Source organism: Colwellia sp. MB3u-4, assembly GCF_014077065.1.
Taxonomy (GTDB): Bacteria; Pseudomonadota; Gammaproteobacteria; order Enterobacterales; family Alteromonadaceae; genus Cognaticolwellia.
Window position 1 is genome coordinate 1 of sequence record NZ_JACGVE010000045.1, and the last position, 16,391, is coordinate 16,391.

A 16,391-nucleotide genomic window follows, 5' to 3' on the forward strand; every position below is an offset into this window, starting at 1 on the left:
TTACCTAAACCTGTTAAGGCACTCGCTTTAGCGACTTTAAAGCTCAGGTTGTCAGGTTGTATAGCGAGTAACTTTTCAACTTGCTGTTCTGCCATTTTGTATTTACCTAAACGAATAAGTAAATTCAGGTACTGAGAGCGCGCAGGTATATGATTGGGCGCTAACTCAAGGGCACTGGCCAGTAAAAATTCAGCATCGTCATAAATTTTTAGCTCTAACCCTATTTCAGCAAGCAGACACATGCCATCGATGTGGCGTTGATTATCTTGCAAAAAATGTCGACAAATTTGTTCCGCTTTTAATAATTTCCCTTCGTGCATTAATTCAGTTACCGCGAGTAAGGCCGGAGGTAATTTTTTTAGTTTCTCTAACTGATTGGCGGCTTTTTGCACCTTGTCTTGTTGCTTTTCATCTCGGTACAGGTGAATTAATGCTTGCCAACTAGCGACTAAACTCGGGTTAAGTTTTACCGCCTTTTCAAATGAAATTTTAGCCAGTGCGGGTTCATCTAAGGCTAAATAGATAAAGCCTTGTTCTTGATTAGCGCGGCTATGTGTTTCATCCAGTTTAAGTAATGCATTAATACTGCTTAATGCCGCAGGGATAGTTTTTGCATAGCGTTGGGCAACGGCAATTAAATACCATAATTCAATTTGGTGCTCTTGGTCTGTGGTTTGTTTTTGTAGTTGTTTACTTTGTGTAATGGCGTCATTGAATTTTGTTGTTTGGATCAATTGTTGAATTGATTTTAATTGGTCTTCATTAGCAGAGTGAGATCTTGTGTCCAATGACTTAGCTCCAGGGTAGGTTAGCGTATTATTTTTAGGTTAAAACACGATTATTTTATCAATAAAAAGCCGTTTGATACAAATATCAAACGGCTTTATTTATCACTTTAGTGTTGACTTAACTAGCTTTTAATCATCAATCTAGACTTAATAAAAGTCGTAAGAGAATCTAAAACCAATAGTGCGAGGTCGGTTAGAAACTACTTTTGGCGTATACTGTTGAGTATCAATATATAATATTGCACTTTTATCAGTTAAGTTGTCGATGAAAAGCTCAGCTTTCCATTCGTCGTTAGTTACACCAAAGCTTAAATTTGCTACCACATAACTATCCTGTATATAACGACCACCGGCAAGGGTATCGCCATTACTGTCTTGATAATTAACGCCGGTATAAACATCAGCTTCTTTTTCAATGCTCAAACCTGAACCTGTGCCATAGATTAAATTAGTAGAGTCTTCTACCATGTACGCATCCATCACCATACCGGCAAGTCTCTCTCCGGTATAACTAATTGAACCGTTAACATAACCTGTCATACCTTGACCAATTGGATAGAAATACTGGGCTTGTAAATTACCTGAAAATTCAGCTGAATAAGGTAATCTACTGCCTTCTGGTGGCGCAATACCATTAAGCTGGGCATTAACTGACGTTAGCTCGGCATTTATCAAACTAAAAGCACCAGAGATAATTAAGTTATCTGTTGCAACCCAACTAAAGTCACCATCAATACCTTTAATTTCAGCATCACCAACATTATCAGTAAATACTAAGAAGCTGATATTGGTAGGGTCATATCGTGATGTTTGCAGATTAGATATTTTTGAATAATAGGCAGTAGCGTTGAAGCGTAAGTTTTGATCAAACAATGTTGATTTAAAACCTAATTCTACGTTATCTAAGCTATCAGTTGTTGAATACACTGGTATGCGGAAACCATCAAAGGCGCCTTCTTGACTTTTAGCTGAACCACCACCCACTCGGTTAGTAACCGGCGGTCTAAAACCTTCTGAGTATGATGCAAATACCATCACATCGTCATTAACTTGCCAATCAACTGAAGTTTTGATAATCGTATCATCAACGGTTAACGTGCCGTCACTATCAAGTAAGTCAGTTTCTAGTTGGCCACTAGCAATAGCTGATTGAATTGCTGCTGCTTCGTCAGCACCAAAAAACTCAGTTAATGCTGCTTCACTTCCGTCACCAAAGGCACGTAAACGACCACTGACATCGGCGGTTGTTGTAGAGCCTTTATAAATGTCATCAATTTGATACCAACGGGCACCAAAACTTGCGGTGACTGCGTCGGTAATATCGTACTCAAACTGACCAAATACGGCGATTTGATCTATGGTATGAGTAACATCATTAACAAAACTTACTTCTGAAGGGAAAGGGCCTTCACTACTATTAACGCCTTCATTTCCTACAAGTGTTCTTGCCAAATTAGGAAACTTCTCGGTATTAGCTATTTTGAATTGACCAACAGTTGATAACTCTTGAGTGTCGTAAAATACACCTGCGGTTACACGCCAGCGATTTTCAGCTGAGGTATTCATACGCAATTCGTGCGTAGTACGAGAGGTGCTAGTTTCTTCTTTATAATACTTAGTCGGGTCAAGACATTCTTGTTCTGCTTCAGGAACACCTGAATAGTTACAAACATAATAAGCAGAAAATGAACCACCGTTAGTATAGCCAGTGTAATCAATCGTTGAATTGATATCTCTGTTGAGATAACCACCGGTATAAACCACGGTAAGTTGCTCAAGTCGGCCTTCTAATGTCCAAGTCGTTAAACCAAAATCATCATTGTTGTTTTCTGGCATAAAACGACTTGTTGATGTTTCACCTTTAAGGTTTGGATCATAAGAAAACACACCTTCTGTATCAAGTGACTGTTGAGTATGTTGAACTAAAAGGTCCCAGTCATTATTGATTAAATAAGATAAACCAAAGCGAGCACCAGCATAACTTGCCGTGTTAAAGTTTTCTTCTACTAGAGCAGCATTTTGTGGTGCGGTAACAGAAATATTTTCAGGATTAGTTAATACACCACCAGAAATTCGACTAATAACTTCTGCACTACCTGTATAACCACCTTCACCCGGAACATTGAGTACATTATCTATCCAACCACCTTGGTAGTCGTTGTAAGCAGCAACACGTACAGCCAACGAGTCAGATAAAGACATATTAAAATACGCTTCAACAGAGTTACTCATGTCGCCGCCTTTGGTGGTACTTGTGCTGGTATCAAAACCTGCAGCAAAACCATCATGGGTTGGCTTGTTGGTGATTAAGCGTACGGTACCTGATTGAGAGCTAGCACCAAAAAGTGTGCCTTGTGGCCCAGGCAAAACTTCGATACGCTCAACATCAGTAGCATAAATATCTAAGTTACGCCCTTGCATTGATACCGGTTGCTCGTCTAAATAGAAAGCAACAGAAGGTTGTAGTGCTTGAACTGATGAAACTGAGATATTAGTTTGCGTAGTTGCTGCGCCACGAATATATATTTCATTTTGGCCAGGACCTGTACCCTGAAAAACTACGTTCGGTAAAAACTCTACGTATTGGTCAAAATTAGAAACGCCAAGTTTTTCTAGGCTATCACCGGTTAAGGCGGTAACAGTTACAGGCACTTCTTGAATTGATTCAACGCGTTTAGTCGCTGTAACTTCAATAGTCTCTATTGACGCTCTTTTTTTTGTTTCTTCAGCGTACAAAGTGCCTGACGCTGCTAGTGCGGTTAACACAGCGCAGTGTAGTTTAGTGAATTTCATATTGATTTTCCCTTGGTATTTTATTGTGAAGAGCCTAATACGTTTAGAACTCTAACTACAAATACACTTAGAACTCTAAATATAAATACCATTAGAGTTCTAACTATATTTGGCTTTTGGAGTATCTTAACAAAATATAGGAATTTATTCAAAAATATAATAGAGTGCTCTTTTTTAGTGAAATCTCGTTGCACGGTTAATTGTTCACACAAGTGACTATTTACACCTTGATTAACAAGATATAATATCAACACAAATTAAATTTAGGGGAAGGCTTTGTCTTTATCCGCCAAGAGTCAATTAAATAAGACAGTATTCGTTAGTGCATCATCTATCATTATTGCGCTTTTACTTTATACAGTAGCACTACCTGAACAGGCACAGAGCTTGTTTACGCTTATTCAAACAAGCATTGTTGACAACGGCAGTTGGTTCTATGTACTCACCGTCGCTTTTATCTTCTTTTTTGTTATTTTTCTAGGATTCTCACGTTACGGGGATATTCGTTTAGGGCCTGATCATGCGACCCCCGATTATTCTATGCTGACTTGGCTTTCTATGTTGTTTGCCGCTGGAATGGGCATTGGCTTAATGTTCTTTGGTGTGGCAGAGCCATTGATGCACTATTTGTCGCCACCTACGGCAGAACAAGGCACGGTTGCTGCGGTTCAAGAAGCAATGAAAATGACATTTTTCCATTGGGGACTACATGCTTGGGCTATCTACGCCATTGTGGCCTTGGTATTAGCTTATTTTAGTTATCGCCATAATTTACCCCTAACGCTACGTTCTGCATTGTACCCCTTGATTGGTGAACGAATTTATCAATGGCCAGGGCATTTAGTTGATGTTTTTGCTGTGGTCAGTACGGTTTTTGGTGTTGCCACCTCGTTAGGTTTAGGCGCGTCGCAGGTAAATGCAGGTTTTGGTTATCTGTTCGGTATTGAGGTTTCTACGACCAATCAAATCATTATAATGATTGGTATTATTGGACTTGCCATTATCTCTGTTGCGACCGGTTTAGATAAGGGGATTAAAATACTTTCTGAAACCAACATGGTATTAGCGGTTATCTTGTTAACGTTGGTTTTTGTGCTCGGTCCAACGGTGTTTTTATTACAGGCTTACTTACAAAATATTGGTGATTATTTAGCTGATATAGTACATAACACCTTTAATTTATTCGCTTATAAAAAGACCACTTGGATAGGTGGTTGGACGATATTCTATTGGGGGTGGTGGCTTGCTTGGGCACCTTTTGTTGGCTTGTTCATTGCTAGAATCTCTCGTGGTCGCACGATTAGAGAATTCATAGTTGGTGTCATGTTAATACCCACCGTATTTACTTTGTTTTGGATGACTATTTTTGGTAACAGTGCCATTGATTTGGTGCATAACCAAGGGGTGGTTGAATTAGGAGAGATGGTCAGTAAAGACTCATCAGTGGCATTATTTATTTTTCTAGAAAACTTCCCATTATCTACATTGTTGTCTTTCTTTAGTGTCTTGATGATAGTGATATTTTTTGTCACCTCTTGTGATTCTGGTGCGATGGTAGTGGATATGCTCTGTTCGCATGGCAGTAATAACACACCCTTGTGGCAACGAGTTTATTGGGCGGTAGGTATCGGCATGGTCGCAGGGATTTTATTGTTAGCGGGTGGACTTGGTGCTCTGCAGACGATGACTATTGCCAGTGCCTTGCCTTTTGCTATCGTACTACTGCTTGCTATTGCTGGCTTGATTAAAGCATTGAGAGTGGAAGCTTTTAAACAAGACAGCCAGCTTATAACAGCGGTACCTCATTCAAACAATGGTCGTGATGATAGCTGGCAGGTGCGGTTAAATAATATTGTTGATTACCCAAACAAGGGCAATGTTAATAAATTTATTAGTAAGACAGTTGTACCTGCGTTTAAATCCGTTGCTGATGAACTAAAGAAAAACCAAATCAATGTGGTTGTTTCGGATGAAAATGGCCTAAGTTTATTGGTTGAACATGGTGAAGAACAGCAGTTTGTTTATCGGGTGCTTGCTCGAAAGCATTCACAACCAGACTTTGCTAATGAAGCCGATGATGATGAGCACAATTATTATCGAGCAGAAGTTCATTTAGGTGAAGGTGGACAAGATTATGACATTATGGGGTGGTCGAAGGCGGCAGTGATCAATAATATTATTGATCAATACCATAAACATTTGCACTTTTTGCATTTGTTACGTTAACCACTAACGGCGTCAGTTTTATCGATATTACTGGCGCTCGTTACATATAATCAGAGCCTATAACAAAATTGTTATAGGCTCTGTAATTCTAATAGCGGTGCAGCATCTATTTTGTCAGCATCCATCATATTTGATAAACGCTCCATTGAAGACAGCAGTTGCGATTGTTCCCATTGCTCTAAATTAGAAAATTTTTCAATAAAATGTTCTTGCAATGCTTGCGGTGCCTTAAGCAAAAGCGCTTTTCCATCATCAGTTAAATACAGGCCGACTTTACGTTTGTCTTGTGTATAACGCACTCTTGAAATAAGGTTTTTATTTTCTAACCGATCAATAATATTGGTCACCGTTGCGGGACTTAAATTAACTTTTTTGGCAACTTGGCTTGAATTGATACTGTATTCTTTATCGATCTCTAACATAATTAATAATTGTGGGCTGGTTAAGCCGGACGTTTTATTAAGATGTTTTGAATGTAAATCAATGGCGCGTATAACTTTTCTTAAGGAAATTAATAATTCCTGGTGTTTTTCCATAACAGTAGACTCCTAACTCCTAACTTTAAAATTCCGTAGTCTAATCAAAATTATAACGACCGACTAGAGAAATTATTGAAATAAACATTATTTAACTAAAATCACTTGGGTTTTTCAAATAACGTATAGGTATGATGGCTGAAAAGTCACGATCTCTCAATATAAAAATAACAGAGTATGTCAATATGAAATTTCCAAAAATAGGACCTGCGTTTCTTGTTACAGCAGCGTTTATTGGTCCAGGGACAATAATTACCGCGTCAATGGCTGGCGCAAATTATGGTGTATCACTTGTTTGGGCATTGCTATTTGCTATGTTTGCGACGTTAATTTTGCAAGAAATGGCGGCAAGGTTGGGTATCGTTAGTCAACAAGGCTTAGGCGAAAATATACGACAGGCGATTAAGCAGCCGTTTGCTAAGGCTTGTGTTGTTATGCTGGTGGTGAGCGCTATTGTGGTCGGTAATGGCGCTTATCAAAGTGGTAATATTTCAGGCGCAAGTTTAGGCTTAGTAGGTGTTGCAGAACAGTTAGGTTTTAAAGTGGCTTTTGGAGCTATTATTTTTCCAATCATGATTGGTTCGCTTGCTTTTGTCTTACTTATTACCGGAAGTTACAAAGTCATTGAGCGAGCTTTAGTGGTGTTAGTTGGCTTAATGAGTATTGCATTTATAGTGACATTTTTTTTAAGCAAACCACAATGGTACGAGTTAATGAATAGTTTTGTCACCTTTGAATTACCCACAGGTGCAACACTCACGGTTATTGCTCTCATTGGCACTACAGTTGTGCCCTATAATTTATTTTTACATGCTTCAACGGCGAGTAAAAAATGGCAGTCAGTTGATGATATATCAACAGCAAGGAAAGATTTACTGCTATCTATTCCGCTTGGGGCTTTAATCTCAGTAGCGGTACTTTCAACCGCGGCTTCGGCCTTTTTTGGTCAGCAACTCAGTTTGCAAAGTGCTGCCGACATAGCACCTGCGCTACAGCCGCTATTTGGTGACTCTGCAAGTTTATTTCTTGGCCTTGGCTTATTTTGTGCTGGCATATCATCTGCGATCACCGCCCCTTTAGCTGCGGCCTTTGCGTTAAGTGGTATTTTAAATTTAGACAAAAACCTTAACGCTTTTGGCTTTAGATTAACCTGGATGATTATTTTAATTATTGGTGTTGTTGTCAGCAGCGCAGGTTTTAAACCTGTTGCTGTTATTTGGTTTGCACAAGTAGCCAATGGCATTCTGCTACCTTTGATCAGCATTTTTCTCTTATGGATTATGAATACAAAAGTGCTAGGTGAGTACCGCAATAATTTATGGCAGAACATTGCCGCGGCCGGCGTTATTTTGATTACCTTGCTCTTGAGTGGGCGTAGCTTAATGTCAGCGTTTGGTTTGCTGTAAGCACTGAGTATTGATAACGATATAAAAATGCAGCTTATCTAGAACAATATTAATCGTTTGCAATAAATAAAAAGCCCTTAAATCAGCTGATTTAAGGGCTTTTTAGTGTTAACTAATGATTAAAAACCACATTGTTTACCTTGGTTTTTATCTTTTAACCAAGTATGCAAGGGGGCAAAATAATCAAGAATGGCGGTTGCATCCATCTGTTCATTGCCAGTCAATACTTTATACGCGGCTTGCCATGGCTGACTTGAGCCCATTTCAAGGACGGTATTTAACGCGGCACCGGCATCTTTGTTATTATAAATAGAACAACGATGAATAGGGTCCGTATTACCTGAAATGTCACATAAGGCACGATGAAATTCAAATTGCTGAATATGTGCTAAGAAATAACGAGAATAAGGTACGCCAGCCGGTACATGGTATTTGGCACCCGGGTCAAAAGCATCGATGTTACGATCAATTGGGGCGGTTACACCTTGGTATTTTTCACGTAATTCCCACCAAGCGCTATTATAGTTTTCAGGGGTAACTTCACCGGAATAAACTTTCCAACGCCATTGATCAACCATTAAACCAAAGGGAATAAAGGCAATTTTATTTAATGCCATTTTCATTAATAAACCAATGTCTTTTGATTCATCAGGAATGGTATCAATTAAGCCAATCTCTTTTAAGTATTTAGGCGTTACTGACAGGGCAATGGTGTCACCAATAGCTTCATGGAAACCGTCGTTAGCACTATTTTGATAATAAACGGGCTGGTTTTGGTAAGCACGTTGATAAAAGTTATGACCTAATTCGTGATGAATAACTGAGAAGTCTTCACCGGTTTTTTGGATACACATTTTAATGCGAATATCATCTTTGGCATCTAAGTCCCATGCTGAGGCATGACATGCCACATCTCGATCGGCGGGCTTAGTAAATAATGAACGTTGCCAAAATGTTTCTGGTAAGGCTTCAAAGCCAAGCGAAGTAAAAAAGCTTTCAGCGCCTTTTACCATTTTAATTTCGTCGTAATTATGGCTGGCAAGTTGTTTGGTAACATTATAACCAGGATCAGCATTTTCAGGTGCCACTAAGTCATAAATATTGCCCCACGATTGTGCCCACATATTACCTAATAAATGCGCTGGAATAGGTTGGTCTTGTGGCACTTTATCTTCGCCGTACGTTTTGCCTAATTCACTGCGCACATAACAATGTAGATCATCGTATAAGGGTTTAATTTGCCCCCATAAACGGTCAAGCTCTTTAGCAAAATCATCAGCAGGCATATCATAATTAGAACGCCACATTGCGCCCAAATCGGCATAACCTAGTCCTTGTGCGCCTTCGTTACCCAATTCTGCTTGGCGAATATATAAAGGCTTCATCGCTGGACTAATGGTGCGCCAACCTTGCCACATTTCTAATAATTCATCGTAGTTACGAGAGGTTGCCATAGTAGCGGTCATCTCGCCTAAACTTAAGGTTTCGCCCGATTTAGTGGTGTAATTGCCTTTACCATATAAACTATTTAATTCAGCGCCAATTTTTGCTAACTCAGCCGATTTAGCTGGATCTTGTGGTGCTGGCATCACTAAACTCTGCTTTAATATATTGAGTTTACGGCGTTGATCTGCACTGACTTCTACAGCGTCAAATTTAGCGGCTTGCATGGCAAATCGAACCCCAGCTTCTGTCGACTTTTGATCTGCTGCTGCGGCAAGTGCTGAAGTGTCTTGCGTAATAAAGTTTGCATTGATCCAAGCCGCACGACTGCCTTCAAGGTTAAGTTGCACCAGCTCTTTTTCGGTAGTGGCTAAGAATTTTTCTGCCTCTTGAGCGGTTAATGCTTTACTTACTACAGTGGCCGCTTTAGCTGCATTTTTTACTGTGTTATCACCATTACAAGCACTAAGGCTTGCTGCTACCAAGATAGCTGCTGTGGTTAATTTAAATGTCGATTGCATAAATATCCATTATTGTTTTTGTTAGCGCTTGATTTGCGCCTTAATCAACTTAATCTAGGGTCATGGCTAGTGTAGATTGAGATTATCATCTTGGCAATAGTCTTGATTTTGTTAAGGACATTCGGGGGGAATTGATAAATTTTGGACAAAAAAAAGCCCAGCGAAAGGGGTGCTGGGCCATCATATAAAATATACTAGGGAAAGTATGAAATTTGCTTTTCAAAAATTGCTTCAGGAAATGCCAAAAAATTATAGCTACATTAGGTGTTTTTAACTGTGTTTTTTCTGTAATAGTTTGTAATGAATGAGAGGAATAATTGCAAAACAACTCAGTAATATCATTTTAAGGTTAAAATATTATACGGAGAGTAAGTCGAAGTACATTATTTACCAAGCACCAAGCACCAAGCACCAAGAAAATATCAATTGAGATAACTTCAAGGTATTAATATTGCTGTAGAGAAAGTTAAATGGGTACGCATTTTTAATCTAGTGGCCATTAATTGACTTTTTTGGGTATTTGTTTAGACTTTTTTTAGTTCTGCATTTAATCCTAGTTGCGTTAGTTTAAACGCTTGTTTAAACTACTTGTATTAATTTGTTGATCACACTAGAACTACGGCGTTATTTACCTATGAGCACGAAGAATAAAATATTAGATGCAGCAGAAAGTTTGTTTGCAAATAAGGGTTTTAATGGTACCTCTCTACGTGAAATAACCGGTCAAGCCGATGTGAACTTAGCTGCGGTTAATTATCATTTTGGCTCGAAGAAAGAACTAATTAAAGCGGTTATGTCTCGTTACATGAATGAGTTATCTCCGCGTTTAGAAAGTGCTTTAAGACAAGTCTGTGAAATAGAATCACCTAACCTAACTGACGTGTTTTCTGCTTTTATCGATCCGCTATTATCCTTAAACAAGTTTAAAGACAATGGTACCAGTAATTTCTTGCAGCTTTTAGGCCGAGGTTATACTGACAGCCAAGGTTTTTTACGCTGGTTTTTAACCACTCAATACCCAGGTGTTATTGATAATTTTGTTTTAGCGGTACAAAAATCCTATCCAGAACTAAGTGCTGAAGAGATGTTTTGGCGTTTACATTTTACCATGGGCACAGTGGTTTTTACCATGTCTTCAAGTGATGCTTTGATTGATATTGCTAAAAGTGATTTCGACCGAGATCTGCAAATTTCAGATGTTATCCGTAATGTTATTCCCTATGTTGCGGCCGGTGTTGGCGCACCTATGCCCTTGAAACGTTAAGTTGTGCTCAGCTGAGTTAGCTAAAATATAAGATAAACATTACACAGATTTTGTTACAGGGTCCTTAGCAGGCTTATTATTTAATAGCGTCAGCATCTTTGTTTATGCATGCTAATTAGGTAAAGTAGCCGTATCTTAATATTGTAAAGTGTTGTTATGGGTCCAGTTATGTTTGATGTGCAAGGCACATCATTGTCTCAAGAAGATAAAGAAATACTTCAACATCCACTGATCGGTGGATTAATCTTTTTTACTCGAAATTATCAATCACCAAAACAAATGGCTGACTTAAGTCAGCAAATCCGCATGGCAGCTAAAAAGCCTATGTTATTAGCGGTTGATCATGAGGGTGGTCGTGTACAACGCTTTCGAGAGGGTTTTTCTTTAATCCCGGCTATGGGTAAGTTATGGCGAATGTCAGAACAAAACCTCGCCTTAGCAAAAGAACTCGCTAAACAAAGTGCGATCCTGATGGCATTGGAAGTGCAAGCGGTCGGTATAGATATCAGTTTTGCGCCCGTATTAGATATTAATAACATTAGCGACGTTATTGGTGATAGAGCCTTTCATCAACAACCCGATTACGTCACTGAATTAGCTGAGGCATTTATTAGTGGCTTACATCTAGTGGGTATGAAAGCAACCGGTAAGCATTTTCCGGGTCATGGTAGTGTTAAAGCTGACTCTCATATTGATTTACCCATTGATTCACGTACAAGCACTGAGATTTTTCAACAAGACTTAATGCCATTTAAGCAACTTATCAGCAAAGGAAAAGTGGATGCCTTGATGCCTGCACATATTATTTTCCCCGATGTTGACAGCCAAGCAGTAGGTTTTTCTCGCTATTGGCTACAAAACATTTTACGTGAACAACTCGGTTTTAATGGCGTGATTTTTAGTGATGATTTATCCATGCAAGGCGCGGCAAGTATTGGTGGTTACATTGAACGCGCTGAGGCAGCACAAGCAGCCGGTTGCGACATGCTTTTATTATGCAACAACCGTGATGGCTGTGTAGAGGTGCTTGATAATGCTAATATTTCTACATCGTTAGTCGGTAGTGAAAGGCTTAATAAGCTGCTGAAAACGCCAGATAAAAACACTAATTGGTCAAGGCTTAAAGAAAATGTAGTCTGGCAACAAGCGAGCCAATACCTTAACCAATATCGTTGATTTTTAGCTGAGATCGAAGCTGTTCAAATTACAAAGCAATAAACTTCAATAATAAACTTAAATAATAAAGAATATTAACAACATATCAAAATAAAAATATAATAATAAAAATATTGGATAAATTTATGAAACTCACTAAACAGCTATTCATTCCGTTAGCCCCTGTTTTAGCAGTAATATTTCATTTTACCTTGCAAGCTATTGGCCTGGACAGTAAAGCCTCTATCGCTGCGGCTATTACGCTATTAACGGTTATTTGGTGGGTGACAGAAGCACTGCCTATACCTGCCACGTCATTAGTGCCTTTTGCCTTGCTGCCCCTATTTGGCATTGTCGATCATAAAGTGGTCGCATCCGCCTTAGGTAGCCACGTAATTTTGCTCTTAATGGGCGCTTTTATGCTGTCAAAAGCCATTGAAAAAAGTGGCGCACATGAACGGTTAGCGGTTTACATGGTGCGCTTGGTGGGCGTTAATAGCGGCAGGCGTATGGTCTTTGGCTTTATGTTAGCGAGTGCATTGTTAAGTATGTGGATATCCAACACCGCCACAACCTTAATTATGTTACCTATTGCCTTGGCCATTCTAAAACATATTGATAATCAAAATCTTAAAGTAGCGCTGATTCTTGGTATTGCCTATGCAGCAAGTGTGGGTGGTGTTGCGACCCCGATTGGAACGCCGCCTAATGTGATCTTTATGGGCATTTATGAAGAACAAACCGGCATTGAATTTGGCTTTTTAGAATGGATGAAAATTGGCGTACCTATCGTGGTACTTGCTATTCCAATTATGGCCTTTTGGCTTACCAGAAATGTCAAACTTGAACAAGCGGTACACTTACCGGTATTAGGGCCATGGCGCGCGGAAGAAACACGCACCTTGTGGGTTTTTGGTTTAACTGCATTAGCATGGATCACACGTAAAGAACCTTTTGGTGGTTGGAGTGGAGCCTTAGATATTGAGATAGCAGGTGATAGCACTGTCGCTTTATTTGCTGTGGTGTTGATGTTTATTGTGCCTAACGGTAAAGGCTCACGCTTACTCGATTGGGACAGCGCTAAAACTATTCCCTGGGGTATGTTATTGCTATTTGCTGGCGGTATTGCCTTAGCTAAAGGTTTTGTCGCTTCAGGTTTAAGTGATTTATTGGGTGAGTGGTTAGCGTCATTTGCTAACTTACCGGCAATTATCATGATTGTTACTATTTGTTTGGTGGTGACTTATCTAACAGAAATAACTAGTAACACAGCAACAGCCACATTACTGATGCCCATTTTAGCGGCGGCGGCTATTGCCTCCGGTTATGATCCTAAAGTGTTAATGATACCTGCTGCGATATGTGCCAGTTGTGCGTTTATGCTACCTGTGGCAACAGCGCCTAATGCCATCGCTTATGGAACCGGTGAAATACAAATTAAAGAGATGGTAAAAGAAGGGGCAGTGCTCAGTTTTATTATTTCTTGCTTAGTGGGTATTACTTGTTACTTGTTATTGCTCTAACTGCCTTTAACGTCAAATTTAAATACTCGCGTTATGACCTTGGGTTATAACGCGAGTTTGATAAAAAACGGTTAAAACATTTTCTCTTTTTGCAAACGTGCTAATAAAATAATAGCAAACGCAGCACTATAAACACCAAATATAACTAGCATGACTTGTGGCATGGTAAAGCCTAAGAATTGCCAGTTAATATCACCGCAGTCGCCTGTCGCTTCAAACAAGGCCGGTAACCATTGATGTAGTGGCGCCCAAGTTGGGAAGTTTGGTATAAACTCACAACTAAATAAAAACGACATAGTTGATGATTGCATGTCGACATGTTCTAAAGCAATGATGAAGCCCCAAATAGCCCCAGTAGCCCATAAACCATAAGCGGCAATACGTATTAATACAAATTGACAACCTAAAGCCCCAACGACACCGGCTAAAAATATCCCCCAGATGGCGGTGCGCTGATAAATGCACATAATGCAGGGTTCAAGCCCCATCACATATTGAAAGTAGAGTGCGATTAATTCAAAACATAAGGCACTAACAGCGAGCAATTGCCAAGCTCGTTGATTTAAAGATAATTGGCTTAAGAAATTCACGACATATCGCCCATGATTAATTATTTAAGTAATATTGCTAGATATGCTAACAATAACAATAATAAAAAAGCGCCACAAGGGCGCTTTTGTTAAATTTTATATCAGCTTATAACTTGAACAAAACTTATTAGTGACCACCAGGGGCACTAGTTTCAGGCTTTGCACTGTGATGCTGAATAATATTTTCATCATAAAAATACTGGGTGTATTTGGTTAACTGTCCCGTTGAGATAGCCAGTAAACCAACGATAGTTAACACTATGGTATAAGGGAACGCCATAATAACCATACGACCATAAGATAAACGAATTAACGGCGCTAGTGCTGAGGTTAATAAGAACAAGAACGCTGCTTGACCATTCGGTGTTGCCACACTGGGTAAGTTTGTACCTGTGTTAATTGCTACCGCTAATAAATCAAACTGGTCGCGGGTAATTTGGCCAGCCATTAGTGCTTTTTGAATCTCTGTAATGTAAACCGTACCAACGAATACATTATCACTTACCATAGAAAGTAAGCCATTTGCCAGATAGAACATAACAAGCTGCATGTTACCTTCAAAGGTTAACACCCAAGTAATAACAGGCGTAAATAAACCCTGATCGACAATAACAGCAACTATCGCGAAGAACACAGCTAATAGAGCAGTAAAAGGTAGCGCTTCTTCAAAGGCATGACCAATTTGATGCTCTTCAGTAATACCCGTAAAAGCAGTGGCTAGAATGATGACAGATAAGCCAATCATACCAACGGGTGCTAAATGTAATGCCAGACCAACAATTAACCAAACGGCAATTGCACCTTGAATAATCAGTTTGGCATTATCAAGCTTATTACGTTTTTTACTTTCTGCAATATCGTAGTCGTTCAACACATTGTAAACATTTTCTGGTAAAGCAACGCCGTAACCAAACCATTTTACTTTCTCTAAAAGTACACAGGTTATCATACCAGCAAAAAACACTGGAATAGTTACTGGTGACATACGAATAGCAAACTCAAGGAATTCCCAGCCGGCTTGTTGACCAATAACTAAGTTTTGTGGCTCACCAACTATGGTACATACACCACCTAAAGCGGTACCCACACCAGCATGCATCATTAAATTACGTAAGTAGCCGCGAAACTGCTCTAAATCAACACGAGAGTATTCAGCTAATTCATGGTCACTGGTATGATCGTGGTCAACTTTAATATCTTTACCCGAAGCAACCTTGTGATAAACAGAGTAAAAACCAATAGCGACACTTATAATTACAGCAATGACGGTAAGCGCATCTAAGAAGGCCGACAAGAAGGCCCCAGAGAAACAAAACAGTAAAGACACCATCACTTTGGAACGAACTTTAGTGACTATTTTAGTGAATAAAAATAGTAACAAGCCTTTCATAAAGTAAATGCCGGCAACCATAAAGATTAATAATAAGATCACTTCAAAGTTTAAGATCATCTCATGCATGACTTGATTTGGACTTGTCATACCTATGGCAACTGCTTCAATAGCGAGTAAGCCACCGGGTTGTAAAGGGTAACATTTTAGTGCCATTGCTAGAGTAAATATAAACTCAACAACCAATGCCCAACCGGCAATGTAGGGGTCGACAACGAAAAATAGTAATGGGTTGATTACTAAAAATGTAATTATTGCGATTTTGTACCATTCTGGCGAATTGCCAAGAAAGTTTTTATAAAACGCATTCATGAATGATTGCTGCATGATGAACCTTTTGAAAATTAAGAGCTAGGGTTAGTGTGACTTAAACGTTTTTTAATTATTTTTTTTAATTATTTTTATAAATTTAAGAGTTCAAGAGTTTAAGCGTTAATTGAACTATTGTAAATAAGTCAGATCAAGCTTGTTGGGTATTGAAAAGGACCTTTAGGGCAGTAAATGTAATTTTCGCATCAAGAAGCACGCTTTAAAAAATGGCAAATTCAGCAGGTATAAGAAAAACTTTTGATTTTAGAATACTTAAAAAATAGCGATAAAGCTAAGGTGAATTTAACATGGCAGCTTTAGGGGATATTGGTTTATGACTAGCGCCAATGAAGTTGAGCGTTTGATGCCTCTCGCACTCATAGGTATCAAAAATCTTACTAAAATAGCTTTAAAAATTAATTTAACTACTTAGTTGCTATATAGTCG

Annotated in this window: 11 protein-coding genes; 5 read left to right on the forward strand and 6 right to left on the reverse strand. The window is 39.0% G+C overall.

What is annotated here, in order from left to right; translation table 11 throughout:
* On the reverse strand, positions 1 to 788 hold a 788-nt coding region (locus tag H4J61_RS01285), incomplete at its 3' end, for a tetratricopeptide repeat protein (protein WP_404852051.1).
* Positions 789 to 935: 147 nt separating this feature from the next.
* Entirely contained in the window at positions 936 to 3,581 is a 2,646-nt protein-coding gene (locus H4J61_RS01290; protein WP_182182969.1) for a TonB-dependent receptor, read from the reverse strand.
* Positions 3,582 to 3,857: 276 nt separating this feature from the next.
* On the opposite strand from H4J61_RS01290, the gene H4J61_RS01295 reads away from it, so the two are divergent.
* Positions 3,858 to 5,807, forward strand: coding sequence for a choline BCCT transporter BetT (locus H4J61_RS01295; protein WP_182182971.1), 1,950 nt, complete (start codon positions 3,858 to 3,860; stop codon positions 5,805 to 5,807).
* Positions 5,808 to 5,878: 71 nt separating this feature from the next.
* On the opposite strand, the gene H4J61_RS01300 is transcribed toward H4J61_RS01295, so the two are convergent.
* Positions 5,879 to 6,343, reverse strand: coding sequence for a MarR family winged helix-turn-helix transcriptional regulator (locus tag H4J61_RS01300; RefSeq protein ID WP_182135159.1), 465 nt, complete (start codon positions 6,341 to 6,343; stop codon positions 5,879 to 5,881).
* A 185-nt stretch (positions 6,344 to 6,528) separates the two neighbouring features.
* Between H4J61_RS01300 and H4J61_RS01305 the strand changes: the two genes are divergently transcribed.
* On the forward strand, positions 6,529 to 7,749 hold the full coding sequence (locus H4J61_RS01305; protein ID WP_182182974.1) for an Nramp family divalent metal transporter: 1,221 nt from the start codon (positions 6,529 to 6,531) through the stop codon (positions 7,747 to 7,749).
* A 119-nt stretch (positions 7,750 to 7,868) separates the two neighbouring features.
* Here H4J61_RS01305 and H4J61_RS01310 read toward each other — a convergent pair whose 3' ends face one another.
* Positions 7,869 to 9,713, reverse strand: a complete 1,845-nt coding sequence (locus tag H4J61_RS01310; RefSeq protein WP_182182976.1) for a M2 family metallopeptidase — start codon at positions 9,711 to 9,713, stop codon at positions 7,869 to 7,871.
* 634 nt (positions 9,714 to 10,347) lie between these two features.
* On the opposite strand from H4J61_RS01310, the gene H4J61_RS01315 reads away from it, so the two are divergent.
* The 3 genes from H4J61_RS01315 (at position 10,348) to H4J61_RS01325 (ending at position 13,655) form a co-directional block, all read left to right on the forward strand.
* A complete protein-coding gene (locus H4J61_RS01315; RefSeq protein ID WP_182182978.1) occupies positions 10,348 to 10,977 on the forward strand; it encodes a TetR/AcrR family transcriptional regulator in 630 nt (209 codons plus the stop codon).
* A 156-nt stretch (positions 10,978 to 11,133) separates the two neighbouring features.
* A complete protein-coding gene (gene nagZ, locus H4J61_RS01320) occupies positions 11,134 to 12,153 on the forward strand; it encodes a beta-N-acetylhexosaminidase (RefSeq protein ID WP_182182981.1) in 1,020 nt (339 codons plus the stop codon).
* A 125-nt stretch (positions 12,154 to 12,278) separates the two neighbouring features.
* On the forward strand, positions 12,279 to 13,655 hold the full coding sequence (locus H4J61_RS01325; protein ID WP_182182984.1) for an SLC13 family permease: 1,377 nt from the start codon (positions 12,279 to 12,281) through the stop codon (positions 13,653 to 13,655).
* A gap of 71 nt (positions 13,656 to 13,726) precedes the next feature.
* On the opposite strand, the gene dsbB is transcribed toward H4J61_RS01325, so the two are convergent.
* Together dsbB and nhaB are read right to left on the reverse strand one after the other, a co-directional pair.
* Positions 13,727 to 14,245, reverse strand: coding sequence for a disulfide bond formation protein DsbB (dsbB, locus tag H4J61_RS01330; protein ID WP_182182987.1), 519 nt, complete (start codon positions 14,243 to 14,245; stop codon positions 13,727 to 13,729).
* A 127-nt stretch (positions 14,246 to 14,372) separates the two neighbouring features.
* Positions 14,373 to 15,962: a sodium/proton antiporter NhaB gene (gene nhaB, locus H4J61_RS01335; RefSeq protein WP_182182989.1), complete on the reverse strand. Its 1,590-nt coding sequence runs from the start codon at positions 15,960 to 15,962 to the stop codon at positions 14,373 to 14,375.
* Positions 15,963 to 16,391 lie beyond the last annotated feature (429 nt).